This window comes from Flavobacterium sp. RSP15 (assembly GCF_003968755.1).
Taxonomy (GTDB): Bacteria; Bacteroidota; Bacteroidia; order Flavobacteriales; family Flavobacteriaceae; genus Flavobacterium.
In genome coordinates, this window is record NZ_RYDL01000010.1 from 1 (window position 1) to 19,994 (window position 19,994).

The 19,994-nt window shown below is 33.7% G+C and carries 14 protein-coding genes; 13 read left to right on the forward strand and 1 reads right to left on the reverse strand.

All coding sequences use genetic code 11. From position 1 onward, the window contains the following. Positions 1-491 precede the first annotated feature (491 nt). The 4 genes from xseA to EKM00_RS10915 all read left to right on the forward strand — a co-directional run bounded on the left by xseA (position 492) and on the right by EKM00_RS10915 (position 4,787). Positions 492-1,535, forward strand: coding sequence for an exodeoxyribonuclease VII large subunit (gene xseA / locus EKM00_RS10905; RefSeq protein ID WP_158614896.1), 1,044 nt, complete (start codon positions 492-494; stop codon positions 1,533-1,535). A 192-nt stretch (positions 1,536-1,727) separates the two neighbouring features. Further along, complete coding sequence (locus EKM00_RS15095; protein ID WP_255416645.1) at positions 1,728-1,856, forward strand: hypothetical protein; 129 nt, start codon at positions 1,728-1,730, stop codon at positions 1,854-1,856. Between the two features lie 16 nt (positions 1,857-1,872). Next, the gene (gene ggt, locus EKM00_RS10910) at positions 1,873-3,555 is read left to right on the forward strand and encodes a gamma-glutamyltransferase (protein WP_126516186.1); all 1,683 of its coding nucleotides are present in this window, start codon (positions 1,873-1,875) and stop codon (positions 3,553-3,555) included. Between the two features lie 140 nt (positions 3,556-3,695). After that, positions 3,696-4,787, forward strand: a complete 1,092-nt coding sequence (locus EKM00_RS10915; RefSeq protein ID WP_126516187.1) for an alpha/beta fold hydrolase — start codon at positions 3,696-3,698, stop codon at positions 4,785-4,787. Between the two features lie 306 nt (positions 4,788-5,093). Here the strand turns inward: EKM00_RS10915 and EKM00_RS10920 are convergent, their stop codons facing one another. Then, positions 5,094-5,966: an AraC family transcriptional regulator gene (locus tag EKM00_RS10920; RefSeq protein WP_126516188.1), complete on the reverse strand. Its 873-nt coding sequence runs from the start codon at positions 5,964-5,966 to the stop codon at positions 5,094-5,096. A gap of 257 nt (positions 5,967-6,223) precedes the next feature. Between EKM00_RS10920 and EKM00_RS10925 the strand changes: the two genes are divergently transcribed. From EKM00_RS10925 to EKM00_RS10965, 9 genes are read left to right on the forward strand one after another with little or no spacing between them, the layout of a single operon-like run. After that, complete coding sequence (locus tag EKM00_RS10925) at positions 6,224-9,286, forward strand: SusC/RagA family TonB-linked outer membrane protein (RefSeq protein ID WP_126516189.1); 3,063 nt, start codon at positions 6,224-6,226, stop codon at positions 9,284-9,286. 10 nt (positions 9,287-9,296) lie between these two features. After that, entirely contained in the window at positions 9,297-10,790 is a 1,494-nt protein-coding gene (locus EKM00_RS10930; RefSeq protein ID WP_126516190.1) for a RagB/SusD family nutrient uptake outer membrane protein, read from the forward strand. An 18-nt stretch (positions 10,791-10,808) separates the two neighbouring features. Then, positions 10,809-11,750: a hypothetical protein gene (locus tag EKM00_RS10935; protein WP_199734647.1), complete on the forward strand. Its 942-nt coding sequence runs from the start codon at positions 10,809-10,811 to the stop codon at positions 11,748-11,750. A gap of 18 nt (positions 11,751-11,768) precedes the next feature. Next, positions 11,769-13,244 (forward strand): hypothetical protein, encoded by a 1,476-nt coding sequence (locus tag EKM00_RS10940; protein ID WP_126516192.1) that lies wholly within the window; start codon positions 11,769-11,771, stop codon positions 13,242-13,244. A 17-nt stretch (positions 13,245-13,261) separates the two neighbouring features. After that, positions 13,262-14,446 carry a glycoside hydrolase family 26 protein gene (locus EKM00_RS10945; protein ID WP_126516193.1) on the forward strand — a complete coding sequence of 395 codons (1,185 nt, stop codon included), beginning with the start codon at positions 13,262-13,264 and terminating at the stop codon, positions 14,444-14,446. Between the two features lie 23 nt (positions 14,447-14,469). Next, on the forward strand, positions 14,470-15,480 hold the full coding sequence (locus tag EKM00_RS10950) for a glycosidase (RefSeq protein ID WP_126516194.1): 1,011 nt from the start codon (positions 14,470-14,472) through the stop codon (positions 15,478-15,480). 5 nt (positions 15,481-15,485) lie between these two features. Next, positions 15,486-17,018, forward strand: a complete 1,533-nt coding sequence (locus EKM00_RS10955) for a cellulase family glycosylhydrolase (protein WP_126516195.1) — start codon at positions 15,486-15,488, stop codon at positions 17,016-17,018. 6 nt (positions 17,019-17,024) lie between these two features. Beyond that, positions 17,025-18,662, forward strand: coding sequence for a sodium:solute symporter (locus EKM00_RS10960; protein ID WP_126516196.1), 1,638 nt, complete (start codon positions 17,025-17,027; stop codon positions 18,660-18,662). Between the two features lie 30 nt (positions 18,663-18,692). Next, positions 18,693-19,979, forward strand: coding sequence for a glycoside hydrolase 5 family protein (locus EKM00_RS10965; RefSeq protein WP_126516197.1), 1,287 nt, complete (start codon positions 18,693-18,695; stop codon positions 19,977-19,979). Positions 19,980-19,994: the final 15 nt, after the last annotated feature.

The following is a 19,994-nucleotide window of genomic DNA, read 5'->3' on the forward strand; positions in this document are numbered from 1 at the left end:
ACTTAGCGGAATTGATAGTTCACCTCTGTTTTCCTTTGAATAAATTTAGTGTTTTTTATCTAATACAAAGTAAAGGCGGATTTGCAATCCGTGCCCATTCCTATTAGCAACTTCTGGGAGACCACTGCGCCCAAAACCCGCTCGAGTACGCAATGAAAAATAACAGAGTTCCCCTAACTTTACGCTATGTCCTTACTCAGGATTTTTTTTCTAAATAGGGTGGTTAGATTGCTTAGAAACAATGCTGCTTAATAGTTCAAGCTTTCCGAAGTCTGACGAATTAAGATTTCGTATATATAAACCCAAGGTAAAAAACGATAATCTTAATTGTTCCTCCAAAAAAGAAAATAAAGTCGGAAAAAATCTCCCTATTCTTCATCACAAAAATTCAATAAATCATTTCGACTCAATTATAAATGTCTGAAAAAACTACTTTATCTTTGATAAGACATAAAAGGAACCACCTTTTAATACATAAATCCAAATTCAGAATGCCTAAAAAAATCAATAATAAGACTATTTTTTCGCTGCTGGAGGTAACGAACAGTATCAGAAAAACGCTGGAAGAACGATATAAAAGTGCGTTTTGGATTAAAGCTGAGATGAACAAACTGAATCATTACAGTCAATCTGGTCATTGCTTTCCTGAAATAATAGAAAAAGTAAACGGTAAAATAATCGCGCAAATAAAAGCAACATTGTGGCGTGATGATTACCAAAACATAAATCGTAATTTTCTACGAATACTAAAAGAACCGCTCAAAGATGGAATTAAAATACTATTCCTTGCTAAAATATCCTTCGATCCATCTTTTGGACTTTCACTTCAAATAATTGATATTGATCCCCAATACACGTTAGGAGATTTAGAAAATGAAAAGCGAGAAACGATTAAAAAACTACAGTTGGAGGGCATTTATGATAAAAACAAAAAATTAGAACTCTCTTTTTTACCCCAAAGAATTGCAATAATTTCGGTAGCTACCAGCAAAGGCTTTGGTGATTTTATAGACGTAATTGATAAAAATTCGTGGAATTATAAGTTCTTCTATCTTTTATTTCCATCCATACTGCAAGGAGACAAAGCAGTTACCGGCATCATTGCACAATTAGAAAGGATTAAAAAAGTAATACATCATTTCGATGCAGTCGCCATTATCCGTGGCGGGGGAGGTGATGTGGGCTTATCCTGTTACAACAATTACGAATTAGCCAAAGCAATTACCCTATTTCCTATCCCTGTAATTACCGGTATTGGCCATGTGACAAATGAAACGGTATGCGAAATGTTCGCCCATACCAATGCTATAACACCAACAAAACTAGCGGAATTCCTATTACAAAAATTCCATAATTTTTCTGTTCCAATTCAAAAAGCCAAAGAAAAAATAGCGGACAAATCAAGACGGATACTAAGTGAAGAGAATACAAAACTAGAATCAGAATTGAAGTTGTTTCGCTCCATAACGGTTAATATATTGAACACCAATGAAAACCAAATCAAAAATGCTAGCTACGCAATGCAGCAGCAGTAACAATTTACAGTAAAAAACAACCACGAAAAATTAAATGTCTTACAAGACAAAACGCACGTTGCAACTAAATTCAATCTGAATCAACTAAAAGTAGCTGTAGTTCAATTGCAAAATAAATTACAAAATCAACTTATAATATATCTCAAAAATTCCGAACTTGCATTAGAAATTATAGAAAAAAACATTCAAATCATGGATCCTATAAATGTTTTAAAAAGAGGTTTTAGCATTACGTATTTAAATGGAACTAATTACACTAACGCGGCTACAAAAATAGGTGGTGACAAAAGCGAAACTAAATTATATTGGGATATAAACTAATTAAAATCATACACAAATGAAAAATCGATTCCTCTTTTTGTTGCTGATATCAACAACATTTATACTTGCTCAAGACCGGTTAACGGGCAGGAATTTTGCTTCAAGATCAGAGGTTATTGGCCAACACGGCATGGTAGCCTCCAGCCAACCCTTAGCAACACAAATCGGAATCGATATTTTAAAAAAGGGAGGTACAGCAGTTGATGCTGCAATCGCTGTAAATGGCGCATTAGGTTTGATGGAACCAACAGGCAGCGGCATTGGTGGTGATCTATTTGCTATAGTGTGGGAAGCAAAAACCAAAAAACTCTATGGATTGAATGCCAGCGGACGATCTCCAAAGGCACTAACTTTAGAGTACTTCACTAAAAATAATATTACACACATCCCACCAAGTGGTCCCCTGCCAGTATCGGTTCCAGGTTGTGTTGATGGTTGGTTCGAATTGCATAATAAATTTGGTAAACTACCCATGCAGGACATTTTAAAACCAAGTATAAAATATGCTGAAGAAGGTTTTCCAACTACAGAATTAATTGCTTATTATCTGCAAGTCACAATAAATAAATACATGAAACAGTACCCTAATATAAAGGAAACCTATACTGTAGATGGCAAATTACCTCAAAAAGGAGATATTATTAAAAACCAATTTTTAGCCGATACCTATAAAAAAATTGCCAAAGGAGGAAGAGATGCCTTTTATAAGGGAGATATTGCCAGAGAATCAGCTAAATTTATTCAAGCTCAAGGCGGCTTTTTAGCTTATGAAGATTTTGCAACGCACCAATCGGATTGGATTGAACCAGTCGCAACAAATTACAGGGGTTATGATGTATGGGAATTACCGCCGAACGGACAAGGAATTTCTACTTTGCAAATGCTTAATATTATAGAAGGTTATGATTTTAGTAAAATACCCTTTGGTAGCGCTGAACATTTGCACATTGTAAATGAAGCAAAAAAACTTGTTTTTGAAGACCGGGCAAAATATTTTGCTGATGCAGATTTTATGAAAGTTTCTGTTAATGATTTATTGTCGAAAGAATACGCAACTGAAAGAAGGGCTTTAATTAATCCCGACCGTGCAGGAATATTTAAAGCTGGAAAAGAAAGCAATGGCGGTACGGTTTATTTGACTGTTGCCGATAAAGAAGGAAACATGATTTCTTTAATTCAAAGTAATTATAGAGGTATGGGATCTGGAATGGTTCCACCAAAATTAGGATTTATGCTCCAGGATAGAGGCGAATGCTTCAATTTAGTTGAAGGAATGCCAAATTCTTATGCCCCTCAAAAAAGACCTTTTCATACTATTATTCCAGGTTTTGTTACTAAAGATGGAAAACCATTTATGAGTTTTGGTGTAATGGGAGGCGATTTTCAACCTCAGGGTCATGTTCAGGTTTTAATGAATCTGATAGATTTTGGTATGAATTTGCAAGAAGCAGGAGATGCTCCAAGGTTTGAACATGTTGGTTCATCTGATTTTACGGGCGAACTGGCAGCAGGCAAAGGCGAAATACTAATTGAAAGTGGTTTTGATTTTGAAGAAATAAACAAATTGATCAAGAAGGGACATAAAGTTGGCTTTGGCGGTTATTATGGTGGTTATCAGGCGATAATGTATGACGCTATAAGAAAAGTATATTTTGGAGCCTCAGAAAGCAGAAAAGATGGTGCGGCCGCAGGATATTAATTATCTTTTTTTTAAGCAAGATCATACCTGAAACAACTTTTCTATAGTCGAATATTATAATTAATAGAAAGGATATTTATATTTTTTTACCTCAAACACATTCCCAAATCAATAAATTATTAATTTAAATTTTAAATGAAATGATAATTAAAAACGTATTTACTTTTTTTATATTTTTTATTTTATCTGCCCAAAGTACGAATGCACAGGTCGATTTCGTGGCACCTATTGAGGGAGATTATATCATAAATGATTTTGCTTTTAAAAGTGGAGAACATTTAGAGCAACTAAGATTACATTACACAACGATCGGAAACCCAACGAAAGATAAGAAAGGTCAGATTAACAATGCTGTTTTGATTATGCATGGCACCACAGGAAATGGAAGTTCTTTTTTAAGTAAACAATTTGGAGAGAATTTATTTGGTAAAGATCAATTGTTGGACGCTACAAAGTATTTTATTATTTTGACAGATGACATTGGACACGGGAAATCCAGTAAACCAAGTAATGAATTAAAGATGGCATTTCCAAAATACAATTATGACGATATGGTTTTAGCAAACTATAGATTACTTACTGAACATTTGAAAATAGACCATCTTCGATTGGTAATGGGTACATCAATGGGCGGGATGCACACTTGGGTTTGGGGCTACACTTATCCTGATTTTATGGATGCACTAATGCCTCTAGCAAGCCTGCCGGTAGAAATAGCTGGTAGAAACCGCATTCAAAGAAAAATGGCAATTAAATTAATCGAAATGGACCCTGACTGGAAAGCGGGAAATTATACTCAACAACCAAAACAAGGAATGACTGGTGCTATATTATCTTTAATGTTTATGGTTAGCAGTCCGTTACAATGGCAAATTTCAGCCCCGACAAAAGCGAAGGCAGAAGAAATGATGGAAAACACTTTAGCCAGATACTCATCAACATTAGATGCTAATGATTTAATTTATGCTTTTGACTCCTCAAGAGATTACAATCCACAGCCGTACTTATCAAAAATTAAAGCCCCTTTAATTGCTATAAATTCTGCCGATGATCAAGTAAACCCTCCTGAACTCGGATTAATGGAGAAAGAAATTAAAAACGTTAAAAATGGAAAATATATCTTATTACCCATTACAGATAAAACCACTGGCCATGGCACACATTCAAATCCAAAAATATGGGGTAAGTATCTTGAAGAATTACTTGAAAAATCTCAACCTAAAATTAAGTAAAATTCAAACTTATAATACTGTTTTTAAGAAATCAAAACTTACTAAGGTAGATTTTAAGTTTACGATTTATGTTTCTTAATGGAGCCGTGAAATTTTACGGAACGGTAAATAAATATAGTCGAGGTGATACAATTTCGATGGGTAGCTATAAATTAACTATTGAAGAGAAAAATAAAATTTTGAGTTTATTAATAAACTATCGACTATTAATTAAAAAGTTTGGTATTTATGAAATTGATTTTGATTATACCAGACTAAGAACATTGATTCCAAAACTAAGGGAATAAAAAATCTTAACTATAAAAATCAATGTTTCGTAATCAGTTTTCTTTGATCTCTAAAATCACTAGGAGTAAGTCCTAATTTTCTTTTAAAAGTGCGATTAAAATTTGAAATATTATTAAACCCACTTTCGTAGCAAATTTCTTTAATTGATTCCTCTGATTCAAATAATAATTTTGCAGCAAGACCTAAACGTAAATCAGTAATATAATCCGAAAACGAACTCCTTGTGCTTTTCTTGAAAAAATGACTAAAGGCAGATTCCGACATATTTACTAAGTCTGCAACTTCTTTTAATTGAATTTTTGTCCGAAGATTCTCCTTTATAAAATTATTTGCTTTTTCAACCCTCCTACTTTCTGGAAAACTGTAATAATCTATATAAGAATGTGAAGAAAGCATTTTAGTGTTTTTTGCAATGGATAAATCATATAAAATAGATAAAAAATCTAGCAACGAACCAAAATCTTGAGAGTCTGATAACTGGATTATTTTCAATTTAAGCGTTTCAATTGTTTCTTTTGAAAATAAGACACCTCTCTTTGAACGCTCTAATAATTCCCGAATAGGTATAGCTAGTTTTCGGCTTAAAGTCTTTGTTGAAAATAAATCTTCGTGAAATTGTATAGTTATAACATGAGCTTCTTGATTTTCTTTAAGCCCGCTCCATACATGAGGAGTATTAGATCCTATCAAAACTAAATCACAATCCACATATTCCATAATAGAATCTCCTACTATCCTTTTTCCGGATGAATTTAAAACCAAATTTAATTCTATTTCTGGATGAAAATGTAAGGGGAAATCAAATTTTGCATTCGTGTGATTCAATACAATGAAAAAATCATCCTCAGATATAGATACCAATTCTCTTAGTATAGCTCCTTTTTTTGTCATAAAAGTATCATTTTATTTCATTTAATTATCTTATACAATAAACATACTTGTTCAAATATAAGAATATTTTATTTACATAATATAATTTTATAGCTAAAAAAGTATTCATATATTAATATAATAATAAACATGGTATTTGAAAGTATTAGTATACATTCATTAAAGTATTACAATTCAACCGCATTTACAAGATTTAAACAAAACCAATGTTGTTATTTTGTCAAAGTCTTAATAACAATTCTTTAACAAATGAACAAATGAAAAAAAAATGGAAAAAAAATATGCTTTTTTGTATTCTTTTGATGATGTCTCTTTCTGCTTATAGCCAAGTTGCAATTAAAGGAATTGTTCGTACGAGCGACGGTCTTTCACTTCCTGGTGTTAATATTTTAGAGCAAGGAACAACTAACGGTACTATTACAAATATTGATGGCGAATATATGCTAACTGTAAAAAGTACTGATGCCAAATTAATATTTACTACTATTGGTTTTGTAAGTCAAATAAACAATGTTGGAATCAACACTACTCTTAATCTAACCATGATTGAGGATATGGAACAACTGGATGACGTTGTTGTTATTGGTTATGGATCAGTTAAAAAGGCAGATCTTACTGGCTCTGTCAGCACAATAAAAACTACGGTTCTTAAAGACATCCCCGCAAACTCTATTGAGCAAGTTTTACAAGGCCGGGTAGCAGGTTTGCAAATTTCCACTTCTCAAGACCCTGGATCATCTTCAACCGTCCGAATTAGAGGAGGTAGTTCTCTCAGAGGATCAAATGCCCCTTTGGTTGTAGTGGATGGATTTCCTTTAGGTGACGCTGGAGATTTGAAACAATTTAATGTAGCAGATATTGAAAAAGTTGATGTTCTTAAGGATGCTTCTGCTTCTGCAATATATGGCTCTAGAGGTGCGAACGGGGTAATTATTATTACAACAAAAAATGCTAAGGCTGGTAAAACTCAAATTTTAATTCAACAACAAACTACGGTTTCTGAATTCAATTCAAAACTTGACCTTTGGAGAGATCCCGTTTTAATGGCTCAGATTAGTAATGAGGGTAGAACTAATGGAGGATTCACTCCTTTATACATTGGTGCAAATAATGCTACTGGTGTGTATTATCCATCAATTCAGGAACTCCAATCTGGCGCATATCCGGCAACGGCTTGGGACAAATATGCATTTAGAGAAAATCCCATTTCAAACAATACGCTTTTTAGTATTAATAGCGCAACTGAAAAAACAAGTTTTAATCTTAGCGGTAATTATTATACCGAAAATGGTGTCAATATAAATGATGGTTATGCTAAAGGAGGATATAATCTCAGAATTAAACATGATATCTTTGAAAATTTAACAGTTCGTTTTTCTAACATACTTAGTAAAGGAAAAAGAAATGAAAACGGAGGTTTAGCGTATTGGCGAAATCCAATTTTTCCGGTGTACAATAGTGTTGGAGGTTATAACCTCGTTGGCCCAAATGATTATTCTCATCCTGTAGCTATAACTGAAAACAGAAAAAACATAACAAAATTTATTGACTTGATAACATCAGTAGCAATAGAATGGCAAATTGTTCCTTCTCTAAAACTTACTACCAGACTTAATTATAAATACGGCGGTTCCTTAAATGATCAGTATTTCCCTAGCCTTTATACCGAGGCTGGCGATTTTAATAATGGTGCTGGTTATATTAACAACTGGGAAGGACACAATTTTGTTTCAGAGACCTTTGCTAATTATAATAAAATATTTAATAAACATGACTTTGGTATCACTGGTGGTTTTACCTATGAAAGCTATATGTCTAGAAGTTCCAGTTTGGGTGCTTTTGATTTTGTTAACGAAACTTTACAAAATGAAAACATGGGTGCTGGAAACCCTGAAATGAACAGAATTTCTAATGGCTTGTCAGAAACCCAATTAGTATCTGGAATCTTTAGATTAAACTATGTTTATAATGATAAATATCTATTAACACTGACAGGCCGTTCTGACGGATCTTCAAAATTTGGAAGGAATAACCAATGGGCTGTATTCCCTTCAGGTGCCGTGAGTTGGAAAGCTCATAATGAAGAATTTATAAAAAACTTTAATGTTTTTGATGAATTAAAATTTCGTTTAAGCCATGGGATATCAGGCAACCAAGGGATTAGCCCATACCAGACCCTTAGCCGCTATGGTGTGAGCCAATACTATAACAATGGAAATTGGGTTACTGCTATTGGTCCTGGTTTTGAAGTTGGTAGAACAGGTCAAGGAGGTATTGAAGTCCTTTGGGGCGGAATACCTAATCCAGATTTAAAATGGGAAACCACAGCACAAACAAATTTTGGACTTGATGTTGGTTTATTAAAAAATCGATTACATCTTGTGTTTGATTATTATGAAAAAAACACTAAAGACCTTTTGAGAGAACGGATTCTTCCTTTATCGTCGGGCTATGATAGAATTTGGGTAAATGATGGTGAAATTTCCAACAAAGGTTTTGAAATTACTTTAGATGCAGATATAATTCAAACAGATGATTTAACATTCAACTCTTCCTTTGTGTTTTCTAAAAATAAAAATCAAATCGTTAGTTTAGGGAGTACAGCACAATCTGGTTTGATTTTAGACCCGAATACCGGAATGCAATTTGAATATTCCGGAAACAGTTTGGAACAATTTAGACAATTTCCAAATATTCTAGCAGTAGGCCAGCCCATCAACGTTTTCTATGGTTATAAAACAAATGGTATTATCCAAAATACACAAGAAGGAATAAATGCAGGTTTAGATGGAGAACTCGCACAATCAGGGGAATATAAATATGTGGACATTAACAATGATGGCATTATCAATAGTGATGATAGAACCATAATAGGCGATCCAAATCCGGATTTTGTAGCCAGTCTAAACTTAAGTTTGAAATATAAAAAAATTGACTTTGGAATATTTTTTAATGGCGTTTTTGGGCAAGATGTTTTAAATACACAAGCTTTCAATCAACCAAGCAATACTCCATTAAGATGGACTCTTGATAACCCTACAAATAATTACCCCAGTCTAAGAGAAGGACGGACGTTAAATCTTTCCGATTGGTGGATTGAGGATGGTTCTTTTCTTAGAATTCAGAACATTACATTAGGATATACTTTTAACCCAAAACAAAGTGGAATTCAGAGTCTACGTGTCTATTTAAACGCCAACAATGTATATACGTTTACTAAATTTAAAGGTTATGATCCAGAAGTAGGCATTGATGGAGTATACTGGGGCGGCTATCCTAGATTAAGCAAAATAACTTTTGGATTAGACTTAACATTTTAAAATATAAATTATGAAAACAAGATTTAAAATTTTAGCATTGGTTTTCTTAATATCTATCACTGCTTGTGAATTGGATGAAAAACCTACTGGTTTTTATTCTGAAGATAACTTTTATAAAACAGAAGCTGATGCTGATGCAGCCGTCAATTATGCTTATGATGCTCTTACTTTTCTTGAATATTCAAGATCTATCTTTTATCTAGGGGATCTGACTACGGAAGAAAGTTACACAAAATCTGATGAAGCCATTGACAACCAAAATTTAGACAAATGGAATGTGTCCACCTTTATAAATAATGGAATGCTTACAAACTTTTTTAAATATACTTATATAGCTATCAATAGGGCTAATGCTGTACTTAAAAATGTTCCAGCGGGCACTTATGATCAATCTATAAAAGACAAATTTATGGGTGAAGCTTACTTTCTTAGAGCTTGGAATTATTATAATTTAGTAAAGGCTTTCGGAATAGTTCCCATTCACACTTCTTTAGTAGAAACATTAGATCAGACTAGTGCTCCTATGGCTCAAAATTTAGATGAAATATACGATCTGATAATTTCAGATTGTACACAGGCTATTGAATTATTAGAAATTAACCAAGCTTTAGGTAGAGCTGATAAAGCAGCCGCTCAAGCTTTATTGGCTAAAGTATATTTAACTATTGCTTCTTCCAAAGAACACAATGTGTCTTTATATACGCAAATGAATAAAGACGTTAGCACAATGTATCAATTAGCTGCTAAAAATGCAGCTGAGGTGCTTAAAAATCAAAATGTTTATGGTTTTGAGACGAACTTAATTGAAATCTATAATGTCAACAAACCTCAAGGGAGAGAAAATATTTTCTTGCTTTCAATGGACAGATCTGGTTCTATTGAAGGGGATTACTCAAAAATTTCAAAACTATTTATCCCGTATATTGATGGTGCAACTATTTATCTTAAAAACCCAGATAATACCCTAACAAAATCACACGATGGCTGGAGTGTATTCCAAACAAACATTGAGTTTTATAATAGTTTTGACAATCTTGATAAAAGAAAAACAGAACTTTTTGTAACAAAAACATACAATGAACAAGGAATACTAACTGCTGAATTCCCTGGAACCATTCCTTTTCCTTTTAGTCGGAAATATATTGATCCAGATTTCATAGGCGATAAAACAAGTACTAAACCGTTCCTGATCCGTTTCAGCGAAGTCGCCTTAATATATGCTGAAGCTGCAGGACCAACAAATGATGCTTACAGTTATTTAAATTACATCAGAAATAGAGCAGGTTTAGGCGATGCGGCTCCAGGTCTTAGTATAAATGATTTTAGAATCGCAATTTTAAAGGAACGCTCCTGGGAATTAGCATTAGAAGGGAATAGATTATATGATCTTCGTCGCTTTAACAAAGTGGTGGAAATAGTGCCTAATGCAGCTGGATTATCTGATGATCAGGTTAATTTTTATCCGATTCCCCAAACTGAAATAAATTTAAACCCTGGATTATAAACCATTAATATAGCAATTATGAAAAGAAGCATATACATAGTCTTGACACTTGTACTATTAACCCAATCTGCGTGTCAAAAGGATCCTCTTGAAGAAGTTATTAATGGAAATTGGAATAACGAACGAAATATATTGAGTATTAAATTTGAAAATCAAGTAGGTAATGCTGAGATTATTCGAATCGATGATGTATCGGGCGCTGTCAATCTCACAATAAATAGTAATGCAGCACCAGATCTTTCTACTTTAAAAGTAGAGGAAATAGTTTTGTCCTATGGGGCTAAGGCTTCGATCAAAACTGGTGATGTTTTGAATTTTGAAAACACAGACAACAGCATCTCATTATTAGTCACCTCCCCTACAGGCAAAAAAAGGGAATATAAAGTGACGGTTACTCCTTTTACTGAAACATTGATTGGAACATATAGCATTGACAACTTGATTCTATATGGTGGAACAGGTCCTGAATATGGTGGTGGCGAAAAGCTGGCCCTCAATAGCAAACCTTGGCTTTGGCCTACAACTAATGGTCCCGATAAAGAACTTGATAATTACCTAGTATTCGAATTAACGGGTATCACGGATGATGGTAATACTTTCGGTACAGTAACTAATTTTGCGGGGGCAGATGGTCTATATGCTAATTTTATTTTTGAAGGTAGCCCTAGGACAGACGTAAATCATTTTTATAGAAAAGTTCCTATTGGAGAAGGAAATTGGTTGAGAAACTACAACACGGGTTTATTAACATTCACTTTTGAAGATGGAACGGAGACTTCTGGAAATTATATTGATGCAGGAACCCAAGATCTTGGTAATGGCTTTTCGCATACAATTACTAATAATGCTTTAGTTTTTAATTTAAATGGGGTTGATGATTGGGATAATATCTTTTCTGATTATGACAAAATTGTAAAAAAACCAAGACGTTATTGGATCGAGATGACCAAACAAGAATAAATGAAACCTAAACAATTTATGAAAAATAAACTTTTTAAAATAACAGCATTATTTTGGTTAGTGATCACAGTAATAAGTTGCTCCGGATTATCCGTAGCAACAGTTACTGTTGATGCCAATACAATTGTAAACCATAATTATATTGGTAATGGGGCTCAATGGGATCCATATCAATTAGATTATGGAGAAAAACATTTAGAAATTTCAGCTCAAGACTGGAATAAATTATACAATCGTCTAGATTTTATGAAGCCGCAGTTTATGAGGGTAATGATAAATACTTCTTCTTTAATAGAAAAGGACACCTTGAACCGAATGAAAAACTTCAAGGACTTATCCCCAATTCTAGAATACTGCCAGTCTAGAGATGTTAAGGTTACTTTTGGAGATTGGGGCGGCAGTATGGTCAATAGCAAAGAAAATACTATTTCTAAAATGAATTTAAATCTAGCCGCAAAATATCTAGATTTTTTAATTAATGACAAAGGGTTCACTTGTATAAAATATTACAACATGATCAATGAACCCAATGGAGATTGGTCGGTAACAGATGGGAATTATAAATTATGGGAAAAAGCGGTAACACATTTTTTCTCAGAAATTAAAGCTTTAAATCTCGACAAAAAAGTCAGCCTTATGGGACCGGATATTGCAATTTGGGAGGCAGACAAAACGGACTGGATAACACAATCAGTTCAAAATTTAGACGAGGCTATCGGTATTTATGACATCCATACTTATCCTTCTAAATTCACGGTAAACTCTGGCGAATATACTAAAATAATAAAAGCATATAAAGACGCTGTTACTGTTGACAAACCCATTGTGATGGGTGAAATAGGGTTTAAGTTCGTAGCCAAAGAAGATGCTCTTCTACTGACAGAAAATGTAAAAAGAGCCAAAGCTAAACCTTATGCTTCTATAGAAGATTCCCAAATGTTTGTTTATGATTATAGCTATGGAACGGACATGGCTGACGCCCTTTTCCAAACAGTCAACACGGGGTATTCAGGATCTGTTGTCTGGATGCTAGATGATGCAATGCATGCCAAAGAAGCGAAGAATAAACTGAAAGTTTGGGGATTTTGGAATATTCTTGGAGATGAATATTTCGGAAAATCCGAAGAGGAAGTAAGACCTTGGTATTATGCATGGTCGTTACTTACTAAATATATGCCCTCTGAATCTAAAGTTTTTAAAGTAATCGTTACCGGAGATCCAAAAATCAAAGCAATTGCAATCTCTAAAGGAAGCAAATATATGTTTGCAATTGTAAATGTAGCGAATACCAATAAAAAAATTAAGCTAATAGGGTCTGGAATACCAGATTTACAAAACAGCAAAAAATTTATTTACGCAAAAGGTAAATTAAATAAAAAAGGAGATCACGAATTACTTCCGAATAAAGAAGACTTGACAATTAGTTTTAAGAATCCTAAAACAATCAGTTTACCCGCTGAAGGACTTCTCATTTTAACAAACTTTGATTACTAAACCCTAAAAATAGCACCATGAAAAATAGTACCCTCACTCTACTTTTTATTTATTTATCTTCTTTGGGATGTGCTTCGGAAGAAACATCAAATAATGACGAAAACTCAAATAATTCCGCTAATAAAACAACTTTAAAAATGGTTGATTCCAATGCAACCATTGAAACTAAAGCCTTGTATTCTCAACTGTGGAATATTCAAACTAAAGGTACAATGTTTGGCCATCATGATGATCTTCTGTATGGTACAAATTGGATGGCTCAAGCCGGTGGGTCTGACATTAAAGATGTATGTGGTGATTTTCCCGCTGTTTTTAGTGTTGATTTTGCCGAAATAATGGACGACCGCAGTTCTAATTCTCCATTAAATTCAGATAGAGAACGTGTAATAAAAGAAGCCCGAGAAAGAGGAGAAGTTATTATTGCTAATTGTCATTTAAATAATCCTCTTACAGGTGGCGATTCTTGGGATAATTCTAATAACACTGTTGCACAACAAATTCTTATTGACGGAAGCCCTGTAAATATAAAATTCAAATCGTGGCTGGACAAACTAGCTTTTTTTATGCAAAATTTAAAAGACAATGAAGGCAAATTAATTCCCGTTATATTCCGCCCTTTTCACGAACATACACAATCTTGGTCATGGTGGGGTTCTAGTGCAACCACTCAAACAGAATTCATTAATCTTTGGAAATATACCCTAAACTATCTCAATAACGAGAAAAGTGTGCACAATCTCATTTTCGCAATCTCACCACAGTTGGATCAACTAGGGTCAAAAGAAAGCCTTTTATACCGATGGCCTGGTGACGATTATGTTGATTTCATAGGAATGGACAGTTATCACGGGACTAATACATCTGCCTTTAGCAGTAATTTAAGAACCTTAGGATTATTGTCAAAGGAAAAACATAAACCTTGCGGGGTGACTGAAACTGGCTTAGAAACAATAATGGTAAATGGCGTGGCTTATGATAACTACTGGACCAACGAAATAAGCATCCCACTTACAGGGAAAAATGTAAGTATGGTTGTAATGTGGAGAAATAAATTTGAACTTGGAGGAACACATTATTATGCGCCTTTTAAAGGACATAGTTCTTCAAGCAATTTCAAATTACTATTTGACACTCCTCACATGCTTTTTAGTAAGGATTTACCCGATATGTATACGATGGCCGAAAATATAACCGTTGAATAAAAACTCCAAAAGAAAAATAAATAATGAAATTAATTAAATGTACAAAAAACCCAATTCTCAGTCCAAATTTAGAAAATAGCTGGGAAAATCTCGTGGTCTGCAATCCTGGAGTATGGTATGAAGAAGGAGTATTTTATATGTTATACAGAGCTGCTGGTAATGATGAAGATCATTATATTCGAATTGGTCTCGCAACCAGTGAAGATGGTATTAACTTTATTCGACAATCAAACCAACCTGTTTTTGGTCCAAGTGAAGATGGTCCTGACATGGGTGGAATCGAAGATCCTAGAATTGTTAAATTTGGAAATGAATTTTATGTAACCTACGCATATCGGCCTTATCCACCTGGACAGTATTGGACTTTTGAACACGATGTAATCCGAATTCCTGAAACTGGGCCATGTGCACCATTAGTATTAAAAGAAAATATTGCAAATTCAGGGCTAGCCGTAACTACCGATTTTAAAAAATTTAAACGGCTTGGCCGTATAACTCGTACTAATTTAGATGATCGTGATGTAATACTGTTTCCTGAAAAAATTAATGGAAAATATGCAATGTTACATCGTCCAAAACAATGGGTAGGTTATCAATATGGTTGTGAATACCCTTCAATTTGGATTCGCTATTCGGACGACTTGATGGTTTGGGATGAAAAAAGTATCCTGCTTATGACTGGAAAAAAAGGGACTTGGGAAGAAAAAATTGGTGGTAGTACTCCTCCTCTTAAAACAAAAAAAGGCTGGTTAATAATCTATCACGGAGTAGAAAATGGAGGTAACGGATTCTACCGCGTTGGAGCAGCTTTACTTGATCTGAACGATCCTACAAAGGTAATTGGTAGACTGGAAGATTGGATAATGGAACCGGAACACAAATATGAAATAGAAGGTTTCTATAAAGGATGTGTTTTTCCTACGGGAAATGTAATCATTAATGAGACTTTATACATATATTACGGTGCCGCTGACAAATATATTGGATTGGCAACTTGTAATATTAATCAATTGTTAGATACTTTAATAAAATAACTGATATGAATTTAAAACGACATCCACTACTCTTGCTTGCATTGTTATGCTTTTCTGTCAATAGCCAGAATACGCATCCTCAAGTCTTAATTCAATCAAATAAAGTTATTTCAAACGAATTTATTGGAATTGGTTTTGAGTTTTCAGCTTATCCTCATGCTGATGCAGAAAATGCGGAATGGGGAAAATTAATGACCGATGAAAAATGGGAGGAAGTTTTCGAGAGAGTCTCGTTTATAAAACCAAAAATTGTTCGTGTTATTGATCAGGCAAATTGGAGATATCTAAAAGGTTTTGACAACAAAGGAAATCCCTTAATAGATTTTGAAAGCGAACAAATGCAAGCGCTTTATAAATTACTAGATTATTGCCAAGAAAATAAAATCATTGTCATATTGGGTGAATGGGGACAACCTTACAAAGTTCATGATACTCACCTAAATCTTCAAAATAGCTTTACAGGCGCAAATGACCCCAAATGGATAAATTTAATTATTAAAAATTTAAAACATTTGATACTTGATAAAAAATACACCTGTATAAAATATTATAATCTTGTAAATGAGCCCAATGGATATTGGGCAACTACAGATGGTGATTGGGATCAATGGAAACAAGGAGCTTCAATGCTTAATCTAGCTATTAAGAACGCCGGTCTCGCAACAAATGTAGCTTTAATAGGCCCTGATTCAACTCCTTACGACAATCCAAAATCAAAATACAAAGGTTTAGATTGGGCGAGACAAGCAGTACTTCAGATACCTGATCTTATATCGGCCTATGACGTTCACGATTATCCCTCAAAAGAAAGTATTCGAGTAGGAGAGTTTCAAAAAACCTACACTAACTTAATTAAGTATGCTGATTCCTTAGAAAGGAAACCATTCATTTTAGGGGAATTAGGAATTACAGGACCTTCTTCTTCTAAAAAAAATATAGGGGATAAATATTCCAGTAAAGACAGTCAGCTTTCTGTTTACGACTATGACTATGGTGTAGATATGGCTGATGCTTTAATTCAGTCTTTAAATAGTGGTTTTGATGCAGTAATTGCATGGGATTTAGATGATGCTATGCATACTCTTGATGACAAAGGGGATAAATTCCAATTAAAACGATGGGGAATGTTTAATATTCTTGGAGAAGAACTAACAGGGAAAAAAGAAGATAGTGACCTTCGTCCTTGGTTTTACACCTGGTCGATTATTTGTCGCTATTTTGAGAAGGATATGAAAATAGTAAAAATTGAAAATTTAAATATTGAAAAAGTTAGAGCTGCAGCAGGCATTTCTCCTTCAGGAGATATTACTATTGCCATTGTAAATAACAGTAATAAAGACGCTAATTTTAATTTAAATATAAAAGATTTTCAAAAAGAAAAAATAGTGAAAAAATACCTATTCAGTGAAAATAATAGAATAGTCAATGAAAAAGGATTTCCTATTCCCCAAAAGGACAAAACTACAATAAGCAATCAAAAAAGCATAAAGGTAGCTATTCCGGCAAAAAGCGTAATTCTTTATACTTCTTACAACTAATCCAATATGACGAACTTAAATTTAATTGATTTAGTTGTACTTACTCTTTACATTGTATTTATAATTTGGTGGGCGTTGAGACACCAGAAAAGCAATGATTCTGAAGCCTATTTCCTAGCAGGTAGAAATTTGACTTGGCCAGTGGTTGGTTTGTCATTATTTGCTGCAAGTGTCTCAAGTTCCACCCTAATGGGGCACTCCGGTGAGGGTTTTATTAGCGGCATAGCTGTCTTTAATTACAACTGGATTTCAATATTGGTGATGGTGTTTTTCGCCGTTTTTTTCTTGCCTTTTTATATAAAATCCGGAATCTTTACTATGCCTGAATTTCTCGAAAGAAGATTTGACAGTAAATCAAGGACCTATTTTTCTTTTATAACCATAATTGGAAATGTGTTTTTGGATGCCGCTGCAACACTTTATACGGGAGCACTTATCATTAAAATGATTTTTCCAGAAGCTGAAATCGTATGGATTATTATTGGTATGGCAATTGTAGCAGGAAGTTACACTATAATTGGCGGTCTTTCTTCTGCTATTAATGCAGATGTGATACAGGCAATCGTTCTTATTGTTGGTTCTTCCATCCTTGCTATATTTGCAATGAATAGTATTGGCGGTTGGGAAGCATTTATAACTCAGTTTAACGAAGGAGTTTGGCTAAAACTTACTCGGCCTCTAGATGATCCAACGGTGCCTTGGTTGGGGATGTGGTTAGGTATTCCTATTTTAGGATTTTATTTTTGGGCTAACAATCAAGTTATGGTTCAAAGAGTTTTGTCGGCAAAATCAGTAGATCATGGCCGTAAAGGAGTTCTTCTTGTTGGCTTTTTATATCTTTTTACCCTTTTCATTTTTATTATGCCGGGTTTAGTAGCAAGAGGTATTAATCTTTTTGGTGTTGAAAATTTACCAAATGAAATTATAAGTGGCACTGAATTAAAATCCAAATACGGTATTAATACAGATCAGGTATACCCTAGAATGATCATTAAACTATTACCTGTTGGTATCATTGGTATTATACTTTCTGCAATGATTTCTGCCTTGACTTCTACTTTAAGTGCTACACTAAGCTCCGTTTCTACTCTTTTTACTATGGACTTCTATTGTAAATTTGATAAAAACGCTTCAAATGAAAAAAAAGTAAGGGTTGGTAAAATAACAGCGGTTGTGACCTTATGCATTGCAGTAACTTGGGCTCCCTACATCGGTCAATTTGATTCTTTAATATCTTATTATCAAGAAATTGTATCATATTTAGCTCCCCCAGTAGTAGGAACCTTTTTTATTGGATTGTTTTGGAAACGTTCGAATGCTATTGGCGCTTTTAGCGGATTAATGTCTGGCTTACTGATAGCTGTTGTTATCATGACCTTAAAATATATATTCGAAATTGAAATTGGATTACACTTCCTATTATTAGCTCCAATAATATTAGTTTTAAGTGTATTGACAAATACCATAGTAAGTTTAATGACTACTCCGCCTCCATTTGCTAAAGTTGAAGAAAATACTTGGACTCGTAAGATTTGGGCCGAAGAAACACTGGCGCTCCAAGGAGTAGTGTGGTATAAAAACTTTAGACTACAAGCTCTATTTTTAGTAATTGCTTGTTTCTGTATGTATGCCTGGTTCTACTAATAAATCTAAAGAATAAGATTTTAAACGATTATGAAGAAAATTATTAAATGCTTTATCATATTGTTTATAATAGCAATAGCGCCAATAGTAATGGCTCAAAGCTTTATAAGCGTTAAGAAGGGTATATTCTTAAAAGAAGGTAAACCCTACCGTTTTTTAGGTTCTAACTTTTGGTATGGAATGAATTTGGGTTCATCAGATAAGGATCGATTAGTAAGAGAGTTGGATCGATTAAATAGTATAGGAATCAAAAACCTCCGTATTATGGCAGCTTCCGAAGGAAATGAATCAGCTCTTTGGCGCATTCAACCTGCTTTACAAACTGCACCCAATGTATATAATGAAAACTTATTAGTAGGCTTAGACTTTTTATTAGTAGAATTAAGAAAAAGAGGAATGGTAGCAGTGATGTGCCTCAATAATTTCTGGCCATGGTCAGGTGGTTTCGCACAATATGTTTCATGGGCAAATGCCAATGAATCAATTCCTTATCCTCCACCGGCAGAAAATGGAAATTGGAGGACTTATCAGCATTATTCTGCGCGTTTTTACAGTGATACTATTGCAAAAAATCAGTTTAATATTTTTTTAAAAAAAATTATTAATAGGGTAAATTCTATTAATAACATTGCCTATAAAGAAGATCCAACAATAATGGCATGGCAATTAGCAAACGAACCTGAAGGAAGCAATAATATTCTAAATTACAGACGCTGGTTACATGATACTGCAAAAACTATTAAAAAACTTGACGCAAACCATTTGGTCTCAATTGGTAGTGAAGGAAATACACCTTCATCTGAAAATGGAACCAATTTTGAAAAAGACCATAATTCACCTTATATTGATTATTTTACCTTCCATTTATGGATTCAGAACTGGGATTGGTTTGATCCAATTCGTCCAGAGGATACCTATCAAAAGGCTTTAGTTAAAGTAAATGAATATATAGATACACATGTACAAATTGCATTAAAATTTAATAAACCCATAGTTTTAGAAGAATTTGGAATTTCTAGAGATAAAAATAGCTATAGTCCCTCTGCTAATGTTACTATCAGAGATATATATTATGCAACTATTTTTAATAAAATAAATAATTTAAGTAAATCAATCCCAATGGTTTCCGGCGTCAATTTTTGGGCATGGTCAGGTGAAGGAAGACCTAATCAGCCTAAAAGCATATGGAAAATAGGAGATGATTTTACAGGAGATCCCCCGCACGAATTTCAAGGATGGTATTCAGTATACGATACTGACAAAACAACAATAGAAGTCTTAAAAAAATATGCTAATAAAATTAATACTGAAAAATAAAAAAGCTATTTTTAA

What these genes read in the sequence shown, in the direction of transcription:
- EKM00_RS10925 (WP_126516189.1), top strand. Translation starts at nt 6,224, where the DNA reads ATGAAAAAAAAATGGAAAAAAAATATGCTTTTTTGTATTCTTTTGATG.
- EKM00_RS10940 (WP_126516192.1), top strand. Translation starts at nt 11,769, where the DNA reads ATGAAAAATAAACTTTTTAAAATAACAGCATTATTTTGGTTAGTGATC.
- EKM00_RS10950 (WP_126516194.1), top strand. Translation starts at nt 14,470, where the DNA reads ATGAAATTAATTAAATGTACAAAAAACCCAATTCTCAGTCCAAATTTA.
- EKM00_RS15095 (WP_255416645.1), top strand. Translation starts at nt 1,728, where the DNA reads ATGGATCCTATAAATGTTTTAAAAAGAGGTTTTAGCATTACGTATTTA.
- EKM00_RS10915 (WP_126516187.1), top strand. Translation starts at nt 3,696, where the DNA reads ATGATAATTAAAAACGTATTTACTTTTTTTATATTTTTTATTTTATCT.
- ggt (WP_126516186.1), top strand. Translation starts at nt 1,873, where the DNA reads ATGAAAAATCGATTCCTCTTTTTGTTGCTGATATCAACAACATTTATA.
- EKM00_RS10960 (WP_126516196.1), top strand. Translation starts at nt 17,025, where the DNA reads ATGACGAACTTAAATTTAATTGATTTAGTTGTACTTACTCTTTACATT.
- EKM00_RS10930 (WP_126516190.1), top strand. Translation starts at nt 9,297, where the DNA reads ATGAAAACAAGATTTAAAATTTTAGCATTGGTTTTCTTAATATCTATC.
- EKM00_RS10945 (WP_126516193.1), top strand. Translation starts at nt 13,262, where the DNA reads ATGAAAAATAGTACCCTCACTCTACTTTTTATTTATTTATCTTCTTTG.
- xseA (WP_158614896.1), top strand. Translation starts at nt 492, where the DNA reads ATGCCTAAAAAAATCAATAATAAGACTATTTTTTCGCTGCTGGAGGTA.
- EKM00_RS10935 (WP_199734647.1), top strand. Translation starts at nt 10,809, where the DNA reads ATGAAAAGAAGCATATACATAGTCTTGACACTTGTACTATTAACCCAA.
- EKM00_RS10955 (WP_126516195.1), top strand. Translation starts at nt 15,486, where the DNA reads ATGAATTTAAAACGACATCCACTACTCTTGCTTGCATTGTTATGCTTT.
- EKM00_RS10965 (WP_126516197.1), top strand. Translation starts at nt 18,693, where the DNA reads ATGAAGAAAATTATTAAATGCTTTATCATATTGTTTATAATAGCAATA.
- EKM00_RS10920 (WP_126516188.1), bottom strand. Translation starts at nt 5,966, where the DNA reads ATGACAAAAAAAGGAGCTATACTAAGAGAATTGGTATCTATATCTGAG.